Annotated in this window: 16 protein-coding genes and 2 pseudogenes; 1 reads left to right on the top strand and 17 read right to left on the bottom strand. The window is 62.6% G+C overall.

Translation table 11 applies throughout. From position 1 onward, the window contains the following. Positions 1-2: 2 nt before the first annotated feature. The 13 genes and pseudogenes from QZ613_RS00510 to QZ613_RS21015 all read right to left on the bottom strand — a co-directional run bounded on the left by QZ613_RS00510 (position 3) and on the right by QZ613_RS21015 (position 15,658). A complete protein-coding gene (locus QZ613_RS00510) occupies positions 3-1,538 on the bottom strand; it encodes a restriction endonuclease subunit S (RefSeq protein ID WP_291865166.1) in 1,536 nt (511 codons plus the stop codon). After that, positions 1,535-4,315, bottom strand: a complete 2,781-nt coding sequence (locus tag QZ613_RS00515; RefSeq protein ID WP_043567553.1) for a type I restriction-modification enzyme R subunit C-terminal domain-containing protein — start codon at positions 4,313-4,315, stop codon at positions 1,535-1,537. Before QZ613_RS00515 ends, QZ613_RS00510 begins: the two co-directional genes overlap by 4 nt. A 154-nt stretch (positions 4,316-4,469) precedes the next feature. Further along, a complete protein-coding gene (locus QZ613_RS00520; protein WP_043567551.1) occupies positions 4,470-6,107 on the bottom strand; it encodes an ATP-binding protein in 1,638 nt (545 codons plus the stop codon). Positions 6,108-6,129: 22 nt separating this feature from the next. Beyond that, a pseudogene (locus tag QZ613_RS00525) lies at positions 6,130-6,334 on the bottom strand (helix-turn-helix domain-containing protein). 207 nt (positions 6,335-6,541) lie between these two features. Continuing rightward, positions 6,542-7,237: a phospholipase D family protein gene (locus QZ613_RS00530; protein ID WP_043567549.1), complete on the bottom strand. Its 696-nt coding sequence runs from the start codon at positions 7,235-7,237 to the stop codon at positions 6,542-6,544. 353 nt (positions 7,238-7,590) lie between these two features. Further along, positions 7,591-7,887: a hypothetical protein gene (locus QZ613_RS00535; protein WP_291865172.1), complete on the bottom strand. Its 297-nt coding sequence runs from the start codon at positions 7,885-7,887 to the stop codon at positions 7,591-7,593. Positions 7,888-8,008: 121 nt separating this feature from the next. Continuing rightward, positions 8,009-8,665 (bottom strand): hypothetical protein, encoded by a 657-nt coding sequence (locus QZ613_RS00540; RefSeq protein ID WP_291865175.1) that lies wholly within the window; start codon positions 8,663-8,665, stop codon positions 8,009-8,011. Between the two features lie 3 nt (positions 8,666-8,668). After that, positions 8,669-12,013, bottom strand: a complete 3,345-nt coding sequence (locus QZ613_RS00545; RefSeq protein ID WP_043567546.1) for a phage tail protein — start codon at positions 12,011-12,013, stop codon at positions 8,669-8,671. After that, positions 12,010-12,426, bottom strand: a complete 417-nt coding sequence (locus QZ613_RS00550; RefSeq protein ID WP_043567544.1) for an NlpC/P60 family protein — start codon at positions 12,424-12,426, stop codon at positions 12,010-12,012. Before QZ613_RS00550 ends, QZ613_RS00545 begins: the two co-directional genes overlap by 4 nt. Next, positions 12,426-13,274: a DUF2163 domain-containing protein gene (locus QZ613_RS00555; protein ID WP_043567543.1), complete on the bottom strand. Its 849-nt coding sequence runs from the start codon at positions 13,272-13,274 to the stop codon at positions 12,426-12,428. Before QZ613_RS00555 ends, QZ613_RS00550 begins: the two co-directional genes overlap by 1 nt. Then, positions 13,271-13,906, bottom strand: coding sequence for a DUF2460 domain-containing protein (locus tag QZ613_RS00560; RefSeq protein ID WP_043567542.1), 636 nt, complete (start codon positions 13,904-13,906; stop codon positions 13,271-13,273). The genes QZ613_RS00555 and QZ613_RS00560 overlap by 4 nt, the downstream gene beginning before the upstream one ends. Positions 13,907-13,914: 8 nt before the next feature. After that, positions 13,915-14,292 (bottom strand): phage tail tape measure protein, encoded by a 378-nt coding sequence (locus QZ613_RS00565; protein ID WP_043567541.1) that lies wholly within the window; start codon positions 14,290-14,292, stop codon positions 13,915-13,917. Between the two features lie 64 nt (positions 14,293-14,356). Next, positions 14,357-15,658, bottom strand: a pseudogene (locus QZ613_RS21015) (phage major capsid protein). 422 nt (positions 15,659-16,080) lie between these two features. Here QZ613_RS21015 and QZ613_RS00580 point away from each other — a divergent pair. After that, positions 16,081-16,665, top strand: coding sequence for a CHRD domain-containing protein (locus QZ613_RS00580; RefSeq protein ID WP_043567539.1), 585 nt, complete (start codon positions 16,081-16,083; stop codon positions 16,663-16,665). Positions 16,666-16,926: 261 nt separating this feature from the next. On the opposite strand, the gene QZ613_RS00585 is transcribed toward QZ613_RS00580, so the two are convergent. The 4 genes from QZ613_RS00585 to QZ613_RS00600 are packed head-to-tail and all read right to left on the bottom strand — an operon-like array spanning position 16,927 to position 21,285. After that, positions 16,927-17,853 (bottom strand): S49 family peptidase, encoded by a 927-nt coding sequence (locus tag QZ613_RS00585; RefSeq protein WP_043567537.1) that lies wholly within the window; start codon positions 17,851-17,853, stop codon positions 16,927-16,929. Continuing rightward, positions 17,850-19,133: a phage portal protein gene (locus QZ613_RS00590; RefSeq protein ID WP_043567536.1), complete on the bottom strand. Its 1,284-nt coding sequence runs from the start codon at positions 19,131-19,133 to the stop codon at positions 17,850-17,852. The genes QZ613_RS00585 and QZ613_RS00590 overlap by 4 nt, the downstream gene beginning before the upstream one ends. After that, positions 19,133-20,845: a terminase TerL endonuclease subunit gene (locus QZ613_RS00595; protein WP_043567535.1), complete on the bottom strand. Its 1,713-nt coding sequence runs from the start codon at positions 20,843-20,845 to the stop codon at positions 19,133-19,135. Before QZ613_RS00595 ends, QZ613_RS00590 begins: the two co-directional genes overlap by 1 nt. Next, complete coding sequence (locus QZ613_RS00600) at positions 20,845-21,285, bottom strand: phage terminase small subunit P27 family (RefSeq protein WP_043567534.1); 441 nt, start codon at positions 21,283-21,285, stop codon at positions 20,845-20,847. Before QZ613_RS00600 ends, QZ613_RS00595 begins: the two co-directional genes overlap by 1 nt. Positions 21,286-21,303 lie beyond the last annotated feature (18 nt).

A 21,303-nucleotide genomic window follows, 5' to 3' on the forward strand; every position in this document is an offset into this window, starting at 1 on the left:
GTTCAGACCTCATGAAGTCTGCGGCGCCCGCGCGAGTTTTTCGCGTAGGCTGATGCGTTTCGCTCAGCGCGGATACGTTCGAGCAGCACGCTGGCGGGTTCATCGTTCGGGTCTTGCGGCACCAGTTGGCCGGCGAAGGCGGTACGCAGGATGTTCTTGCGTTGGGCGGTGGATTGTTTGAGGGAAAGCTCGATAGCTGTGATTTGCTCTGCAGCATCGCGGTCCGCTTCGTTGACCAACCGAACAATCAATGCCTGCTCTACAGCCGGCGGAACAGGGACGGCAAGGCTGCTGAATCGACCAAGGCTGACTTTTTTCTGCGCTACACCCTGTGTCATTGGTTCAATTTGACGCTTGCCAATGTTCGAATTGACTACCGACTTCAAGAAAACTGGGCTCATCAGGTCAGGCCAGCATCGAATTTTGATGCAGTCAGCCGTGATGATTGCGGGAGGTTGGTCGTCCGGGTAAACGTTTGCGTCTCCGGGTGGTTCACCCATTTTTGTGACCAATACATCGCCTGCGGTAACAATGTGAGCACTCAACTCAATGGCTTTCTCTGAGGTTACATACTTGGTGTGCCCTCCGCCGTATTTACCTGACCGAATATTGCGAACGAAGACCAGAGGCACACCAGAATCGCGGTAGTCCGGAACTTTGAGGTTGCTGCCAAATGGGCCTATCGAAAGGCTGTATCGCTCGTCGGATGCGATCTGCTCAATGCTCGCCCACACCCACCGCTCCGGCAAGTCTGGTAAGTCGGTGGTATCCGGTCGCACCGGCTCGGGGTATTTCTTCTGCCAGTCTTTGGGCGGGGTTTTGCCTTGCTCCTTGAACTTGAGGATTTGCTTGGCTTCCCAGCGGGTGCGGCGTTCGGTGAGGATGCGCTCCAGCAGTTGCGCACCGGTTTCTGCTGGCTTGTGATGTGTTCGCCATTCGGCGGTGAGCGCGCCTTCCACGGCAGCTTTCATCAGCGATTGGCGGTATTTCGCCAGCTTCTTCTGTGCGAGCTCGAGTTCGGCCACGCCGGCATCGAGGTCGGAGAGCAGTTCTTCGAGTTTGGCGACGATGCGGGTTTGTTCTGCACGAGGTGGCAAAGAAATAGGCCATGCCTTTACGATCCCTTGGGAAATGTTGGGCTGGGCGCCACCTTTTCCAGCATCCACGAACCCTTTTTCCTGCGACACCAGAAAGTAATAGAGAAATTCCGCACTGGTTGCCTCGGGAACACCTACAGCACAAGCTTGATTGGTTGCAGCATCGATTCCGAAAATGGAAGTCTTGCCTATTGTTGCGCCATACATCGCAATCGCAACGGAGCCCTTCGGAAAGACCTTTGCGCTTGACTCAGAGACGGCTTCATCGGAGATGTGTTCTTCTGAGCGGTAGAGGATACGAGGCCCAAGCTCGCCGGTTTTGAACCACGGAACCGTCCCTGAGTAATACGCAGGATTCGATCTTGACGGAGTACCACCAGACGACCAAGTTGCAATATCTTCAAGGGTTGCTGGAATCCATCCATTCGGCAAATCACTCACGCCACCAACTCCTCACTCATCTCCTTCATGAGCCCATCCAGCTCCTTGCCAAACAGCCCCCAAGCCTTCTGCAACCCGCCCTTGTCGGCCAATTCGGCGTAATCAAAGTCGTCGCGGCTGATACTGCAACTGCTGGCGATGTGCTCTTTCATCAGGCGCAGCCACTCAGTCTGCTCCGGCGCGAAGGCAGTGCCGCGCTGGGCGTTGTGGCGGAAGATCCAGGCTTGGAAGCGCTTGTCCACTTCGTCGGCGAAGGGTTTGAGCTCACCGTCCAACCCCAGGGCGAAGCGCACTAGTGACACCAGATCGGTGAGCTGGCGTTTGCTGTCGCTGCCTTTCACTTGGGTGGCCCGCACGCGGGCGTAGGCATTCCATAGGCGTTCGGTGGTGAGCATCAGTGGCGGCTTGCTCAGGCGCTCGTGCAGGTCTTCGATCATGTCGAAGGTGAGTGTTCGGCGCTGGTAGGGCTGCTGGTAGAAAAAGTCCAGTGCGGCGATTTCGTCCTTGTGCTGCTTCAAATAGTCGGCAAAGCTTTGAATTACCGCTTTCGCCTGCGCTTCGGCCTGTTCGGAAAATCCGGAGAAGGTCACCTGATCCAGGTTGATGTGGTCGATGAGTTGCTCGCGCTCGCGGCGGGCGCTTTCGATCTCGTCACGCAACGCGGGCTGGTCGAAGGGCGCGCAGGCGGCGGCCACGCGTTCGGCGCGGGCGGCTTCAATCTCTTCCGGCAGGAGGGTGTCTTCACTGCGGGTGATGCCCTTGGCCCTGGCGGTGGCCAGCGCGGCTTGCACGATGGCGTCGGGGTTCAGCGCGGCAATCAGACCCTTGCCCAGTTCAGCCATGGGAATACCACCGCTGGCCTTTTCGATGCGCACCTGCGCCTTGTCGTCCAGTTGTTTGGCCAGACGCAGCAGGCGATTGGCGAGCGAGAGCACGGTGTCGTCGTCGCGGCTGCCCATCGCCACGCCTTGCAACAGGTCTTTCAGCGCCACGCCGGGCTTCTTCTCCAACGGGCGGCTTTCAGTCTTGAGGGATTTCTCCACGCCCACGGCGTCGATCAGCACGAAGCGCGTCTTGGCGCCTTCTGCGCTGTTGCTGACGCGCTTGAGGCTGTCGCCATCCAGGCTGCGCACGCCTCGGCCCTTCATTTGCTCGTAGTAGCCCCTGCTGCGCACGTCTCGCATGAAGAGCAGCACTTCCAGTGGCTTGACGTCGGTGCCGGTGGCGATCATGTCCACGGTGACGGCAATGCGCGGGTTGTAGTCGTTGCGAAAGCTGCTGAGGATGCTTTCGGCGTCTTCTTCGGCGCGGTAAGTGACCTTCTTGCAGAAGGCATTCCCTTGACCGTAGACCTCGCGCAGGATGTTGATGATGTCGTCGGCGTGGCTGTCGGTCTTGGCAAAGATCAGGGTCTTGGGCGTCTCTTTGCGCGTCGGGAAGATCTGCGTTTCCACGGCGGTTTTCATGGCCTGGATCACTTTGCGGATCTGGCTCACGTTGACCACCGAGCGGTCCAGCTCCTTCCCGGTGTAAGCCGTGTCTTCTTCGGTTTCACCCCAGCGCTTCTTGCGGGTTTGGCGGTCACGGTGGTCCACCCATTCCTTGGCCTTGAGCTCGGCGCCTTTCTGGGTGATTTCGGTTTCGATCTCATACACGTCGTAGCCGACGTTGACGCCATCGGCCACCGACTGCTCGTAGGTGTATTCGGCGACGATGTTCTCGTTGAAGAAGCCGAAGGTGCGCTTGTCGGGCGTGGCGGTGAGGCCGATCAGGCTGGCATCGAAGTAGTCGAGCACCTGCTTCCACAGGTTGTAGATGCTGCGGTGGCACTCGTCGATGATGATGAAGTCGAAGGTTTCCACCGGCACGGCCGGGTTGTAGCGGACGAACTTTTCCTGTTTGGCGGTTTGCTGCACTTCGCTGAGCGACACGTCTTCGGCCGATTCGTCAATCGGCTCGCCGCTCAGGATGGAGTACATGCGCTGGATGGTGCTGATGCACACCTGCGAGTGCGGGTCGATGTTGGGTGAGGCCAACCGCTGCACGTTGTAGAGCTCGGTGAACTTGCGGCCATCATCCGGCGGTGTGTAGGCCATGAATTCCTGATGCGCCTGTTTGCCGAGGTTGCGGGTATCGACCAGAAACAGGATGCGCTTGGCGCCGCCGAACTTGAGCAGGCGATAGACCGAGGTGATGGCGGTGAAGGTCTTGCCAGCGCCGGTGGCCATGTGCACGAGGGCGTGGGGTTTGTCCAGCGCAAGAGACCTCTCCAGCCCGGTGACGGCGCTGATCTGGCAGTCGCGCAGGTTCCTTTCAGGCAGCACGGGCATTTGCTCGGCCAAGCGCCGGCGCAGGGTGTCAGGCTGCGCCAGCCAGGCGTCCAGGGTTTCTGGCTTAAAGAAGTGGAAGATTTCGCGCGAACGAGGCGCGGGGTCGGCGTTGTCGGTGAAGCGGATGATCTGGCCAGTGGCCTCGAACAGGAAGCGCAGGGGCGTGTTGTCCTTGCGCCATTTGAGATTGGCGGTGGCGTAGCGCTCGGTCTGAGCTTCCGCCACGGTCAGGTTTTCGCCCGCGCTGTCCTTCTTGGCTTCGATCACGCCCACCGCACGGCGGTTGACGAACAGCACGTAGTCGGCCGGGCCACTGTCGGTGGGGTATTCGCGCACGGCCACGCCCAGGCCTGCCGCCAAATTGAGCTGCTTCATGTCCTGGATGAACCAGCCGGCTTGCCCCAGCTTCTGGTCAATCTGCTGGCGTGCCTTGGTTTCCGGCGTCATGAGTGTTCCTCCTGCACCCCGTACGGGTCTATCGCCCACGACGCACGGTGCAAGGGCAATACAACTCTTTGATTGATGGAGCCAGCGCCGGCGTATCGCCCACCGGCTATCGCCCAGCTATCGCCGATATGGCGCAAGTTGTCCGATAGCCGGTTCATGACACCGCCCAGTACCGCCGCCAGCGGTAGTTGCCTTCGAAGCGCACCGCCCCCCGCCCGATCAAGTCTTCCAGCGCGCGTTTGACTTGCTTGGGGTGGATCTCCCCGCCAACGCGTCTATGGATGTCGCTGATTGCGGATTCGGGGTAACGCTGCAGGTCTTCAAGCACCAGCGCCGCCAAACGATGCGGCTCGATGCGCTTGAGAGTGGTCTCGCCGGTGAACTTGAGGCTGCGCAGCAGGCCTGAATCAACAAAATAGCGCGTGGCCTGGGTGCGGCCGGCGCTCTGCACCAGATGCCAGTCCAGCAGGCGCTTGAGCCAGGGCTGGAGTGCTTCGACCGATGGCAGTTCGAGGGTGGTTGCCAGCTCGCGGGCGGTCAGTGCGTCGTGCTGGGCCAGCAGGCCCAGAGCGATACGCTCGCGCTGGGCGAGCTGGTAGGTCTGATCTGCCTTGGCGATGAAGTCGATGACCTCGGGCTTCAGGATGCGGCGGCGTACGGTGACCTGCACGCGATCGTGCGTTTCGATCAGCTCCGGTGCGGGGCGGCCTTGCGACAGCAGCACCTCGAAGATCTTGTCGAAGCCACTGCCTTCACGTTCCATCAGCTTCAGGTCGTGGAACAGACGGGCCAGGTGCTCGTTTCGGCGCACGGTGGTGTGCAGCACGTTCTGCGGCGTGACACCCAGTGGCAGCGGGCCGGGGTTGACCACCTCCAGTCGGTCCGGGTGCAGATTCAGGAAGATGTCGCCGCGCTGGGTGTAGGGGCGGTGCACCAGTGCGTTGACCAGGAGCTCACGCACCACGATTTCGTCGAAGGCGGGCACGTTTTGGCGGTACAGGCCATCGGGTAGTTCGTACCGCTCGCGGAAATCCGGCACCTCCAGCCAGACTGCCTCGATCAGCTCCATCGGGCTCTGCGTGTGGTCGTCCCACACCAGCTTGTTGACCTTCTGGCCGCGCTCGTCGTACTTGATGAACTGGATGACCGGTGCCGTGGTCAGTTGGGCGCGGTGATGCTGGCGGCCAAGGCACAGCACGCCCAAGTTGGTGAGGTCGTGCCCCCGCGCGAGCTGATAGTGGTCGAGCAGCTCGTCGTCGGTCTTTTCCTTGACAGAGGCTTTGACACGTTCAGAGGCGCGCAAAGCCTGCAGCAGCTTGTCGCGCTTGGCGGCATCCGCCTCGACGCGCGGAAAATGCAGGGTGGTCTGCGTATCCCACGGTAGCGCGGAACGCTCGCTGGCCAGTCGCATCACGTCGTCGCCTGTGACGGGCTTGCTCTGATCGGCCACGCGCAGGAAATACCTGCCGTCAGTGGTGGAGGCCACGGCCATGGCCCGGGGAACGCGCAACTCGATGTACTGGCCGCCATTGGGGGCGGTGACGACATCGGCCAGCACTGCAAGGTTGACGGTGCGCTCGGCCAGCTTGCGCCGCACGGTGTCGGGCAGGTCGGCGGGGATCTGTTGACCGGCTGGCGGCGCATCCTGCCCGTCCTCGATGCCCAGCAGTAGCCGACCGCCCGTTGCATTGGCAAAGGCAATGCAATCCTTGGCGATTTCGTTCCAGTCTGCCGTCTTGCCGGTCACTGCTCGCAAGGACTTCTGGTCGAGGAGTTGCCCTTCCTGACTCAAGAGATATCCCCCAATCTATTGTTCATGGCCTGCCGCCTCCGGGCTGATCTTTTCTGTCGTCGGCACAAGTGGCACGTACCCAGCCATCCCCTTCGGAAATCTTGAACTTCCACAGCCGCCCAAGCCTGTGCGCCGGAAGGCCTTTACTGTCGATCCATCGATAAATCGAGTCCCGCGACCCCGAGATGCGCGGCGATCTGCTCGACTGAAAGGTGCTCGGAAAATATTGCATTGTCGTTTTTGCGTCGCCTCTTGTAACCCACCAACTCCGCGCTAAGGATCCAAAGTTCGGAGCGTCGCTCAAGCTCGAGGCGAGCCTCTTGGATATGCATTCCTCATCAAGGTGATCGCATTAGCCGCGTAGTTTGCCTTCTCCCTCAACCACCGCCGCTACCTCGTTGCCCGGAAAGCCTTTTTGCAGTTCCTGTTGGCTGTCACGGTTGGAGAGTATCCGGCCAGAGGAAGAACGGACCGAACTTGGGACTCATTCGGAACTCACCGCCGACTTCTTTGCCCTTGTCAGTGAGGTAATGCTTTCCTTCCCGCGACTCCAACAAGCCGGATTGCACGAACTTTTCCGTAAGCTCGTTGGTTTTCATTCCCAATCGTTTGGCAAGCTTCGAAGTGGTCAGTTTTTCGGCTGACGTGTCCTCCATCTCGGTCTTGCTTTCGGTCTCACTCGATACTCGTTCCAGAGAAATGCGAACCTCTTCGCTGATACGAATGATGCGTTGCGCTTCCTCGTAGGCGTCTTTGTAGAGCTCGGCGTCGTCGGTGCGGCGAATCAGCACGCCCATTTCGTTGTTGTTGACTTGGCTGAACTCGTAGAGATTGAGGCTGGCGATGATGCAAAGCTCCTCGTTCAAGTAGCACTTGGCATGGAGGTTCTTGCAGAAACTCGTGCGAATGTAGGTCAGACCCTTCAGCCAGTTGATTTCCTCAGGCTGGAGTTCACTCTTGCCATAGACAATACGTACGTCAATTTTTAAGCGGTTCTTGTCTGCGAGGAGTTCCTTGATGCGATCATTGAGTTTCAGAAACGGGCTGATCAGGATGAGCCGGTCTTTGGCGCCCTTGATGAGTTCTTCGAGGAAGTAGTTGGTAGCACTGGTGTTCAGAAATTTTGCCATTTCGCGATCTCGGCTGTGCGACGGTTAGGTCTGGTGTGACGAGCAAACGGGATAGGGAGCGGCCTCGCGACGTCTTTGCTAACGCCACCGTGCGTAGAGGGAGATGAACGGCGGCTCGGCGGCTTGAGTCGATTGGCATGAAGTGGAGCTTAGCACCAAAGTCGCCAATTTCAGCCGAACGGTCTCGAGTCGTACGTAACGCCAACGTCACTTCGGTGCAGTCGCAAGGTATGGACCACCAGACTCGCTCAATGGCTACTCGCCGCAATATAGATTTACTCCCTTGCCTCCTTCACTTCCTTGGCCACCTCATCGATTCCGGCATCGCGGTTCTTCTCGATGAAGTTGAAGACTCAGCGCACGATCGCCCACCCTGGTAGGCCGCAGCCGAAGATCAAGCCGCCGAGCGCTACGAGGCCGGTCACCGAATCCACCCACTCCTGCAACCGGAAATACTGGACGGCGATCGCACCGCCGCCGATTCCGGTGACGACGGTGCTGATCAATCCCACCGCCCACTCGCGCGTCGAGCGCGGCGGCGTCATCAGCATCACGACGATGGCCGACAGCAGTGCTCCGCCTGCCGCCGCACCTCCGGCGGCCTTGAATGCCGCAGCCCCGGCGACGCCACTACTGGTTGGTTCCGGCACGATGTTTCTCCAATGCAAAGAAGACCGCCAAAGGCGTTAGCCTTCGGCGGTCGGGTGATGAAACGGGGTGTATTCAAGGTGGTGCATCGTGCATGGCCGGTATCGACCGGCGCGACGAAAATTATGTATCCGGCGTCACGCGAACGACATTGGTCCCATCGGCCAGCAGCAGCGCACGTTTTCCCTGCGCCACCACCACGCCGCTTCCCGCTGCTGTCTTGAACGTCATCGCAAACGCACCGCTGTTGCTGCAGTAGACGATGCCCTCCCAGCTATCCGGAACGATCACGCTGCGGTTGCCCGTGAGCACGCCGGTAGTGGTCAGGTAGCGACATCGCGCGTCCGCTGCCGTCAGCGTTACGTCAGCCGCTGTCACCGCGACACTCGCCCTGCCGGGCAGGTACGCCGGCGCGACCCACGCGCGCTGATCGGTGTCGCTCGTGACCGTGGCGGTGCCGGTGACGGCGGTGTAGAGCGGAATCGATCCGCCGGTGAAGCCCACGGTATTCCTCGACACCACGCCCGCGCGCGTCGCCTCGATGTAATTCGTCGTGCTCGGCGAAAGTACCAGCGCCGCCGTGTTGTTGGCAATCGCGGTCAGCACGCCATCGACCATCATGACGCCGCCGTAGTAGAACCAGTTGAGGCCGGAGCACAAGCTGGCGCGCCGCCCGAACAGAGTCGCCGGGCTGCCGGCATCGAACAGCGCGTTGGCCGTCACTTCCTTGGAGGACTGCGATTGCGCGATGAGATCCAGATGGGTGGTGCTGCTGGCCATGGTCTACCTCGTGATGGACGTGGTGAGCGGATATCCCCGACCAACGGTGGCCGAGATCTGAGTGAGCTTGAGATACAGCGTCGCCTGGTTGGCGCCGAAGTCGCTGACCTGGTCGATGCTGGTGTAGACGCAGGACGGAGCGCTCGCCGTGATCGTCCGCTTGACCGTCGCATAGCTGCCGTCGGCGTAAACGTCGATGGCATACGACTCGGATGCCTCGGCGAGCGACGCATCGACGTGGTCCCGCCACTCGCCGCCGTCGCGCGTGCGCCGAATCCAGGACAACGACCAATCATTGCTCGAATGGTCCCGGTTTCCGGTCAGCGCGATCGGCGACAGCGGCTTGAGATTGATCCCCTGGTACGCAAAGGCCCGGTTGGCGTCGGTGCTGATGTCCCGATCGACGGTCACGCCGCGATACAGGTACGACAGGCCGATCGCCCCGGAGCTCGTCGCGATCGCTGCGACATCGGCGGTGTCGAGCAGCACCAGCGCATCACCGACCGCGTGCAGCCCCATCGCCCATTCGCTGCCGAACCGCCCGCGCAGCAGGTTCTGCAGCACATAGCTCGTGCCGCTCACCAGCGTACAAGTCTGCGCCGCGATGATCTCCCAGCGCCCGTCCGCCCCGTACGCGAAGTGGTTCGCGCCGCCGAGCAGGGCGAGTTGTGTCACGCTGTCGAGCGCGCCTTGCGTCAAGGTCACATTAAGCAGGCTGGCGTTGTCGATCATCCGCGGCTCGACCTCGCCGATGCTATTCGTGCAGATCCCCAGCGCCGAGCCCGGTGGCCCGAAGTCCTGCAGAGTCGTCCAGGTGCTGCCGGCATCGGTCGACTGCATCAGCACGCCGCCTCGCCACCCCGCCAGTGTGCCGGTCATCGCCACCAGGAACGACGGGCCGGACTGTGCCGCGCTGATCATCGGCACGTCCATCAGCACATACACCGAGGCGCCAATCGGCGTGACCGTCGTCGTCCCGATGACCGCCGGCGAGGCCCCGACCGCAGTCGGCGTGTAGATCGCCGCGCGGGCGTATTTCGCCTGGCACTCAATCCGCGCGTCGCTGGTGTAATGGATCGCCGTCAGGCGCAGGCTGACGTCACCCTCGGGCGTGACCAGCGTCACCACGTCGCCCGGTTCGAGTGGGTTGTACGTCGGTGGCAGGGTGACGGAAACGTCGTAACGTTCCAGCCAGTACAGGTAGAGCAGCACTTCCGCCTTGCCGGCCGCCTCGGTCGCCGTCAGCACGATCGGCAGATCCACCACCAGGGCGTTGATCGCCGCCGTATTGAGACGTTCTGCGTACTGCGTGCCGGCGTTGTACTCCCGGTCGTAATCCAGATGCTGCACCGTGACCCGGCGCGGAAGCTGCGAATCCATCTCCCGACTGGTCGTGATCTGCACCCCCGGCTCGTCGCCTGCGCCCCGCGCGTCCAGGTCCGCCGCGGGAATCGTGACGACCGGCGCCCCTCCGCGGGCAACAAAGCGGATCACATACCCGTGCTGAACCACGTCGAACGGCCAGGCCGCCTGCAGCGGTTCAAGCGCCGCCCGGATCGCGCCGATGCTGCCCACGCGGTAACCGCGCACCGATTGAGTCAGCGACGCAACATCGATGTCGCTGCTGCTCAGCAGGGCCGATTTCAGACACTCGGCGGAAACGATGGCGCCCAACGACGTATCGGTCGGCGTGATGCCGCTGGTCGCCGAGGTGAACAGAAATGCCCCACCGACTTCGTGGCTGAAGGAGCCCCAGGCCGACCCGTTCCAGCCTTTCTGGAACGAGTCCGGCCGGTGGGTCGGCAGGCCGACGGTTGTCGTGTGCGCCTCCCAGTTCACGCCGTCCGGGCTCGTCGCCCATTGCGAGGTGCCGTGTTCGCAGAGGAAGAATTCAGCGCCGTTCCAGTTCGGATTTCGCCATCCGCCCACCCCGAGACAAGGCGGCAGATTGACCCATGCACTCCAGCTGACACCCGAGTCGGTCGATACGGCCACTTTGCCCGTATTGGTGCTCTGCTCAAATGCCGCCATCAGCAACGACGATGATCCGAAGGCACAGATCCCGTAGATGTGGGAAACGCCAGCCGGGACGGCTTGTTCCGACCAAGTACCCACGCCTGTGGTGGATATGAAGAGCCGCGGCACGGCCCCCACATTCCCTCCGACGATGAATACCGCGCCGTTATGGCACGGTTGCGAATTGGCACAATCGAAGTTCGGAACAATCCAGCCGTAGTTCACGAGCGCGAAATTGACATCCAGAAGGACTGAACGTGTTCCAGCAGCGCTGTTGCCATCCGTTCCTTGTTGACCCTCAATGAATAAAACGCCGCCGTTGCCAGGAACGATCCATTTCAAAGTCCAGCGGCCGAATGACCCACTCCAGCGAACCACCCAGTTCACCTTGTCGCTTGAGGTGGCGACGCCTGCGCCAGAGAACGAAGGTGTCGTCGGCGCGCTGGCGATGTACACCCCCTGGTGATAGAGAATCCGGGACCATGACCGCGCGGGCATGGTGGCGATTTGAGTCCACGACACCATGTCCGGCGATGTCACCATCCTCGCGGTTGAGGTGTTGAGCAAGATCACGCCGTACCAATCAACCCCATCCCACAAGGGCCCCGAGTGCGACGTCAAACTCGGCAGAGAAAAGAAGCTCACGTCGGCAGGCCCGCCGACCACGCCTTGCTCGACCAACTCGACCTTGACCTGCGCACCGGCCAGACTGTTGGCGTAGCGCTCCAAAGCCAGGTCGTAGAACACGAGGTAGGCGAGCCCGCGCCAGGCCGGCGTATTGGCCACACCGAGCGTCGCCTGCATGCGCGCATCCGCCGCCTGGTTGTCGGTGCCGAGGTAGACCTGGAAACCGCTGGCCGCCGCGTTGCTCGCCGCGAGCGTATCGGGGTCCGAAGATCCCGCGTCGTAGATCAGATCCGGTCCGACCCAGATGCGGCGCACGCCGACGATCGGCCCCTGGCACAGGCCGACAGCAAAGGTCGCCGAGTAGGTGTAGGTGCGCGTGGTCGTCTTGCCTCCGCCGCCCTTGCCACCGGACTTCTTGCGGGTGACCGTTTCCTTCAGCCGGTTGTTCTCCAGCCAGAAAACGTTGCCGTTGACCGTCACCGTGCCGTAGACGCGCGGGATGACCGCACCGTAGGTGCTGGTCTGGACTGACAGGTCGTTGAGCCGCGGGCCATTGACGGTCGGCCCTTTGGGCGGATCGAGGTAGCCGCCGAGCGTCATTCCGATTTGCGCACCGTACAGCGCGCCGCTTGGGCTGCCGCCGGCGAGGAAGAAGCCGGCCACCGCCCCGACGAGTCCGCCAACCACCTGCCCGCCGCTGCTCATTCGATCCCCCGGAAGCGATAGACCTGCACGATGCGCGCCGCCCACAGTCTCGACAGCCGGTGCTCGCAGCACTGGCCTACCGATTCGTAGGCGTGGATGAGGGTGTCGCCGGCGGTAATCGCGAGATGCTGCGGGTCGCCCGCAAAGCGCATCAAGAGCAGATCACCGGGAAGCCGGTCGTCGACCATTGCGACGCGCTCCAGACATGGCTGGCTATCGAGCGAGTGCTCCAACTGGCCGCTGGCCGGCGTGCGCCCGTAACCGGAAACGTCGAGATGCCCGACGCCGATCTGGCGTGCGACGTGGATCGCCACTCCGGCACAGTCCAGACCAGAACCGAGCAGCCGCCCCTGGTGGCGAAACGGCGTGCCGAGGCACTGCCGCGCGGCAGCGAGAATGTCGTCGGCCGTCATCAGCCGCCCTGTCCGACCTGTGCATAGGTGCTGCCGGTGGGAATCCACGGAAAGCCGCCGAAGTTCGCCACGTTCGAGACAATGCCGGAGCCGTTCCAGCGGACCTGGCAATCGGCCAGGCGCTTGCGGCAGCCGCGCACCATGCTGTAGGCGTTGCCGGCCACCGGCAGGTAGTAGAACGGCTCGAAGGTGGTGATCACCCCACCCGCGAAACTCTTGATCTCCAGCCCCTTCAGCCCGGCATTCGGCTCACTGGTGAATTGGATCGTGCCCGCGCCGAAGGTGTCGTCTGCTTCCGTTCGCGCAGCCGAAGTGAACACCGACGCACTGGTCACGCTGGTCAAGGTACCGGTTACGGTGTTGGCTGCCAGCGATACGCCACAGCCGGCGTATTCGGTCCCACAGAACAGCTTCGGGCACTGCGCGCCATAGGTCTGCCCGACGCTCTGATTGAGCGCGTCGATCAACGACACGCCGCCGATCTGGAAGCGGTGATCGAGCAGGGTCGCCTTGCCGAAGATGCCAGCGACGACGGGTTCCTGGTCCTCGACCGGCGCTGCCCAGGAGGTTGCGAAGACGTAGCAGCGCGCGCCGTCGAACAGGCCGCTGCCGACGGCCGCGCGCGACAGCCCGGAGGCTCCGGCAATGCCCTCGATGTCGACCGACGCCGGCGAGAAGCCGGCGGTCGCCGACTGGCCGGTGAACTGGTAGCCGGCCGTCGACAGGTAAGTGTGCCCGCTCATCACCAGATCGCGAGGATGGTCGGTCAGATAGATCGGGCTACCCGTGACCGGAACGATGCGCAGGCACTGGGTGCGGTAGCGGTAATCAGCAACGACGGATTTCATGGCTGCAGCAACTCGATGATGTCGATCGCACCGCAATCGCGCATGGACTTGCTCAAGGCGGTAATCTCGATCGAGGAATTGAAGCGACACGGCAGGTCGAACTCACAGCCGCCCTTGATTACCTCGGTGGTGGGCGCCGGGGTGACCGTCACCCGGCCAGTGGCGTAATCGACCGACACGCCGGAACTCAGCGTCACGTCGTTCCTGGAAACGACCACCGTGCCGGAAACCGGCTTGGTCAGCTTGCGGAACGGCAGGCCGATGGCGAGCGGGGCCGCGCCGTTACCGTAGCCCTTGATCAGCTGATACACGCCGCTGCAGATCTTCGGCAGCACCCAGTCGGTGGACGTCGGCGTGCCGATGTGGGCGTTGGTCGAGAAATCGTCGGCGCAGCGCACGCGGAAACCGGCGAACTTCCCATAAGCGCGGTGATAGAGCGCCAGCACCCGGGCGGCCAGGTCGTCCCGGAGCAAGGTGTAGTTGATCGTGAAGCGCCGCGCCGGAAAGCCGTGGATCAGCCGCCGATACTCGGCGCCACCCGCGGTGGTGGTAATCTCCACCGCGTAATCGTCGGCGTAGGAGGCCCCCATGCGCACATCGACCGGTAGGCGCTCGTCAAGAAATTCAGCCATGACGTTCTCTACGCAAAGCGCTGCGCGCGGGCGATGGCGCCAAGCACTTCACGCCCGACCTGGCCACCGGCGCGACGCACTTCGCTCGCGTTGTTGATCCCGTAGATATTGACGGTGACGTTGTTGGCGCTACCGCCGCGCACGCCGAGCTTGCCGTCGGATCCGCGCGCCAGCGGCAGGATCGCCTCCGGCCCGGCCTCGCCCATCACGCCCGCCCCAGCCGCAAAGGCAAAGAGACGCGGGCTGGAGACGATCTGCCCGGAGAAGCGCGAGAGATCCGGCGAGCGGTAGACGCCGCCATCGGCATTCGGCAGCAGGCCGCCAAGCCACTTGAAAGCGCCGCCCAGCAGCCCGTCACCGACACCGCCCTTGGCATTGGGAAACATGGACATCTCCTGTGGGGATCAGAAAGCGGAAAGCGAAGCGAGGCATCGCAGCCCCACCAGGGGCTCAGCGCGCGCCGAGCTGGATGTAGGGCGAGAGCGCGTTGGCTCCCTTGGCCGGGGCGATCGGGTTCTGGATCTTCGACTGGCCGTCCATGCGGAAAGTGGTGCGAAACGCGGTGAGATCCGCGTCGAAGTACAGATGCATCGAGGTCGCGGTCTGCATGCCGCCGGCCTTGGTGATCGTCTGGTAGTACGACAGATCGACCAGCAGCACGTCGCCCTGCGACGAGAAGGTGTTGGCATGCTGCGAGACGAACACCGGGCGACCGAGCAGCGTGCCGTAGGGCGAGCCCTGGATGCCGCCGGCGGACTGGCCGATCGGCAAATAGATCGGGTAGTTGCCCAGGCTGAGCGTGAACAGTGCGGGCAGGACGTCGTTATTGACGATCCACACAGCGTTGGTAAACGAGCCCGGCGGCAGGCGGGCGATCATCTTGGCGAGGTTCTGCGGCACCAGGGTCTGCGTTGGCTGGCCGGATTCCTTGACCACCGTGACGATGGCGCCGCCGTTCATGCAGCCGAGCGGGATGCCGTTGCCGGCGCCGAAGAGGATCGACTCGTTGGCTTTCCAGCGAATCGACACCGCCACCTTCTGCGGCAGGTAGCTGGTCAGGGCGTTGGCGTCGTCGAGCAGTTCGTCGGTGGTCGGGACCAGCGCCATCAGTTTCTTGAGGCGCAGGGTCGCCAGCCCTAGCACCGGCTTGGTGGGGACGCCCGAGGATGCTTCCCCCTGCCAGTAGGCGCGGATGCCGTTGGTGCCTCAGGGCGTCGTCTCGTCCTTCGGAAACGCCATGCTGTTGCCACTGATCTCGACGTTGTCGGTGAGGGGCAGGAGCGAGTCCTCGCCGAGGGAGAGCTTGAAGATCTCCTGCGAGAACTGCGGTGGCACGAGAAACCCGCCGTCCTGGCCGACGGCCTCGTTACCGTAGTTGCTCGGGGCGGCGGCGCCAATGCCGCCCAGCAGCAGGCGGGCGTCGATCGACTGGCCGGGTTTGTCGGCCTGGTACACCGCCTGCATGAATTCGCCGACGGAGCCGAAGCCGCGCCGGGGGTCCGCTTCGCGGTTGTCGGTGACGATCGGGCCGATGACGTGGTCGACACCGATGCGTGCTTCGTCGGCGATCAGGGCAGCTTCGCGATCGATGGCCGCGGAGGCAGCATCGATGCGGGTACGCAGGGCGTCGAAGGCGGTGACTTCGTCGTCGGTCAGATCGCGGTTCTCGGAAGCGGCGTGGTTGGTCAGGCCGCGGGCCTCCTTGACCAGGTTGGTCTTGCGAGCCTGAAGCTCGCGCAGTTGCTTGCTCATGTGGATCTCCAAAAGCAAAAACCCGCACGAGGCGGGTTCGAGGGGCGTAAAAAAACCGCCGGGAGGCGGTTGGGGTGGGGGACGAGCGGCGGGTCGGTTTATAGCGGGGGGCAGAGGGTCAGTGGAGCGTCGTCGGGAAATGTGTCAATAGTGGCCAGGGCCATTGTCGTGGGCGCCGCGCATGAAACGAGCGGCGTAGCAACACCTTCCGGAAGGACTTCCAGTGCGAAATCCTGTCGGTAATTTTTACAGCACCCCAAATATGGGTATCCAAAAATCCTGCCAACAGATTGACTTCATTCCATATTCATTTTCCGGCACGATTCGTGCTCTCCACTGGCTACGGTCGGTTATCTGGCGATTGTCCTTAGCTGCTGCATTCCTTACGCAGGCTGCTGCCAACGAACAACAGGAGGCATTGTATGAAACATCCACTATGTGTTTTCATGATGGCGGGGGCGATGCTTGCCAGTGCTCCGCTGGCGCACGCGACGATCATCACCTACCAGACCGACCTGGATGGCGCGAGTGAGGCCCCCCCAAATGCGTCGCCCGCAACTGGATTTGCGTCGGTCATTACGGACGATGTGGCCAAGACCATGGCGGTGCACGTCACGTTTTCCGGCTTGCTCGGGACGACGACTGCTGCCCACATCCATTGCTGTACGGCAGATCCCGGGACGGTCGGCGTGGCCACAACTGTTCCAAACTTCTTTGGTTTTCCACTGGGAGTTACGTCCGGAGTCTATGACGTGCTTCTCGACATGACCCTGGCTTCTTCGTACAACCCGGCTTTCATCACGGCTCATGGCGGGACGACGGCGGGAGCAGAAGCGGCGTTATTCGCTGGGATGTCCCTTGGTGAGGCGTATGTCAACATACATACAACTTTCCGCTCAGGGGGTGAAATACGCGGCTTCCTCACACAGGTTCCTGAGCCCGCCAGTCTTGCCCTGCTTAGTCTTGGGCTAGCCGGACTCGGATTCAACCGCCGCAAGAGGGCATAGTCGCAACAACCACTCTGCAGACCAAACCCCGCTTCGCCGGGGTTTTTCTTTTGTGGATACGAGTGCTCCGATACCTCCTGACAGATGCTCGTTGATCCAACGCCAGGCGGATGCCGATGGCCAACATGTGCGGCAGATTCCGTGGATATTTCTGAATGGCTTCCACAACCGGCGCCTGTCCGAACTGAAACAGCAGTTCCGCAAAAAAATACGGTCATACGCTCGACCGCACCACGCCACATCAACCAGAGCTTTCCATTATCACAGGATCTCGATTACCCGTTGCGCATAGGCGAGGCGGCTTGCCCGTGGTCTGGCGACGGACTTGGCATCCCGGCGCATCTTCCTGACAACATGGTCGAAGGTGGCCACGCCATCGATCATGCCTTGCGCCTGCGCGGCGTCGCCGCCGAGCACACGACCCTGACCCATTCCCTCGCACACCTGCGCGATCGGCACGCCCCGCCCGCGCGCCACCGCTTTGGTGAAAGTTGCGTAGTAGTCATCCACACGCGACTGCATGAAACCCTGAGCCTCCTCGTCGAGCGGCACATACGGATTGCCCTCGACCTTGTATTTGCCGGCCGAGATCAGCGTCGGCTGGATGCCCTTGGTGACAAACGCCTGCGAGTAATCGAAGTGCGCCTGCCAGACGCCGATCGAGCCGACCTCGCCGCCCGGCGTGACGTAGAACTCCGACGCCGAGCATCCGATCCAGTACGCAGCACTCGCCGCCAGGCTGTTGGCAATCGCCACGACGGGCTTCTGCGCCCGGGCACTGGCGATCTCGTCGGCGAGTTCGGACACGCCATAGACACTGCCGCCCGGACTGTCGATATCGATCAGGATCTGGCTGACCGAGTCGTCCGCCAGCGCCTGGCGCAGAGCAGAGGCAAACTGCTGCGTGCTGACACTCCCCGGCCCGGAGACATCGTCGACCATGTTGCCGCGCTGGGTGACCACGCCGTACAAGGGCAGCACTGCGATCCCGCCGCTGGAAACTGCGGTGGCCGCCTGCCGGCGCGCTTCGCGCATGCTGCGATCTACCGCGATACCCGTGAGCACGTCCTCGCCAGCCGGGATGTCCTGCGACCAGCGCGCAAGCACTGCCGCGACCGCATTCAGCCGTTCGGGCATCAAGGCCCAGGGGGTCGCCAGAAACTCGGCGATCAGCAAGTGGTGGTTCATCGTGTCAGTTCCATCAGCCATTCGTCTATCGGCTCTGCCACTTCCTGCGTCGGCGGTTCATCTTGCTTGCCATCGCCCTCCAGATCCTCGGCCGTCCCTTCCTCGACCATGTTCAACGGCCGCAGCGGCTCATCCAGTCCGTCGAGCGGATTGAGGTTCTCGGCGATGCGCGCCTCGTTGCGGGTCAGCCAGCCGTTCTGGATGCCACTCTGGTAGTACGACGATCGGCTCGCGGCATCGCCGCGCATCAGGTTCGCAAAATCGAATTCGACTTCGAGGTCGTCGCCGTCGAGCAGCAACTCGGATTCGATGCTCGCTTCCCAGCGCTCGGTCCAGGGCGTCATCGTGTGCATCACGAATTCCAGGCTCTGCTGCTCGATGTTCGAGAAGGTTGCGCGATCCAGATCCGCGATCATGTGCGGCGGTACGCGAAACAGCCGCGCGATGTCGGTGATCTGAAACTTCCGGAGTTCGAGAAACTGCGCGTCCCGGTTGGTCACGCCCACCTCGTGGAACTTCATGCCGTTTTCCAGCACCAGCACCTTGCCGCGGTTGGCCCCGGACTGCGCCGCCTGGTAGGACTCCCGAAACACTTTCTTGGCCTCGCTGTCCTTGAACGACCCCGGAAACTCGATCCAGCCACCGGTGGGCTTGGCGTCGTTGGCGAAGAAGCGTGCACCGTAGTCCTGCGCGGCCAGTGCCATGCCCAGACTCTCGCGGGCCAGATCGATCGGGCTCATCCCCATCAGACCGTCCGACGACAGACCACGCAGATGCCAGATCTCGCCGCGCGGCAGTATGGCCTCTACCCCGAGGCGGTCGGTCACCCGATAGCGGTAGTCACCGGACGGCGTCAGTTCCATCCTGATCCGGTCCGGGTGGATCGGCATCAGCTCGACGATCTCGCCGCGGCGGTTGGCCACGATCCGGTTGTAGGCGTTGCCCCTGAGCGCCAGATGACCCTGCAACATCTCGCGCCACTCATACGGGTTCTGATAAGGATTCGGGCGCTTCGCCAGCACACGGTACAGCCAGTGATCCGTCACCCGATCCTTACCGCCATCGCTGCGTTGCCTGTAGAGCACGAACGGCAATGACGCCATCGTCTCGGCCAGGATGCGCACGCTGGCGTACACCGCCGCCAGGCGCATGGCGTTATCCGCCGACACCCGCATGCCGCTGGAGGTGCGCATCGTGACCGGCTCGAACCAGAAGTCACCCCCTGGCGAACGGTCGTCACTCGAGGCCATCCAGCGCGAGAGAAAGCTGAACATCCCCATCAGAGCATCACCAGTTCGTAGTCGGCACCAAGCACCACCTGCGTGCCGGGCGTGATCGCCCGCGACAGTGCCATGATCAGCGCGACGATGCCGTCGATCTTGTTCTCGGGACGTTCCTTGCGCGGATAGATGTTGTCCTTGGCGTCGAGATGCGCGACGACGTTGCTCACCATCCACCCCAGCACCGGGTCCCCGTCGTGGATCAGCCGGCACTGCAGGACCAGCGCTTCGAGCGTCTTCATCGGTTCCGAGAAGTTGAGCACCGTCGGTCTGACTTCGATCATCGGTAGGCCCTCAGCCAGCATCCGGGTCGACAACTGCGTCGCCTGGAAGGGGTCGAACGCCACCGCCTGGATGGCGAAGCGCGAGGCGAAGTCGATCAGGTCGGCCTCGATCCAGGAGAAATCAATCACGTTGCCCGGCGTCACCGTCAACCGTCCGCTGCCCATCCAGCCGGGGTACTGGCTGTTGCCGGTGGCGTGCACCGTGTCCTCGGGCAGGTAGTAGCGACCGAACACCGCAAAGCCGCCGTCAATTTCCAAGTGTGCGAAGACCAGCAGCAAGGCGGCGATGTCGGTCTTGCTCGCCAGATCGAGGCCGATCCAACACGGCTGACCGGCATAGGATTCGATATCGAGCCCTTGGTCGGCGCAGCGATCCCAGGAGCGCATGTCCATCCATGCCGTGTCCGCGTTGACCCACTCGTTCAGGTGCTTGGTCTTGAAGTTGTTGACCGCGCTCGGCATCTGCATGGCCTTGGCCTGCAGCGGCGCCAGCACTTCCGGACGCACCGAGATGCCCCAGTTGGGATTGGCCTTGATCAGAGACTCTTCGAGCGTCCAGTCGTCGCCGTCTTCGAGCCCATAGACGATGCCGAACTGGCTGTCGTCCGCGAGTACGCCGTCGAGCAGGCGGGTGACGAAGGTCCGGATCTCGTAGCAGATCCCCGAGCGGTTGCTGCCGGCGGTGGTGATCACCCACAAGAGCGAGTTGTCGCGCTTGCCGGTGCCGGTCTCGACCACGTCGTAGACGGTGCGCGTCTTGTGCGCGTGCAACTCGTCGATGCAGCCGAGGTGGATGTTCAACCCATCGCGCGTCGAGCCTTCCGCCGACAGTGCCTCGAACTTCGAGCCGCTCGTCAGCACATGAATGTTGTGCGCCCCGACGCCGACCCCGAAGCGAGTCCGGAACCCGGCCGACTGCCGGGCCATCGCCTGCGCATCGCCGAAGACGATGCGCGCCTGGTCGCGGGTGGTGGCCAGCGAATACACCTCGGCGCCGCCTTCACCGTCGGCGGCCAGCATGTACAGGGCGACCGCCGAAGAAAGGGCCGATTTTCCCGAGCCGCGGGGCACTTCAATATAGGCCCGGCGAAAGCGCCGCTTGCCATCAGGTTTCACCCAGCCGAAGACGGTGGTCAGGATGAAAACCTGCCAGGGCTCCAGGTGGATCGGTTGCCCGGCCAGCGGTCCCTTGGCGTGCGGCAATCGCTCCACAAATGCGCACAGGTTGTCGGCGGGCTGGAAACTGCGCCCCTGCTTGTCGGTGAGCTTCGGGTTGAAGCGGTAGGGGCTATCTTTGCCCCGGAACCGTTTCAGGTCGTCGAGCTGGCGCTGGCAGGCCAGGCGCACCCACTTGCACGCGGCAATCTCTCCCCCAACCACGGCTTCGGCATATCGCCTGGCACTGGCGACATAGTTGCGGGTCGCCATCAGCCAGCGATCTCCGACCAGGGATCCGACTCGGTCGTCGATTCCGCCGGCAGCGAGATGCGCGATCGCGCGGCCGGCGTAAAGCCCATCTCGGCCTCGTAGCCCTTCATCTCCAGCGCGAGATCCCGGATCACGTCCATCAATGGCGAGCGCCGCAGGATGTCGCTGGGCGTCTTGATGATCATCCCCGAGACGCCAGCGCGATTGATCTTGGACAGTGCCTCGCGGTACAGACCCGAGCAGTTGGCCCAGCGCTCCAGCACCGCGCCGTCGAGTGCCGACAGCAAACCGGGTGGTGAATTAGCCACGGCGTAGTTCCACGCTTCCTTGGCGCTGTCCGACATGTACTCGGGCGGGGTGCAGAGCGCCGTTGTCGGCTTCGGTTCGCGCACGTTGGTCCGGCACTTCTGCAGCGTCCCCTTGATGTTCTTGACAATCACGGGCAGAGGCTTTCGTCC

Source organism: Candidatus Accumulibacter sp. ACC005, assembly GCF_907163215.1.
Lineage (GTDB): Bacteria > Pseudomonadota > Gammaproteobacteria > Burkholderiales > Rhodocyclaceae > Accumulibacter > Accumulibacter regalis.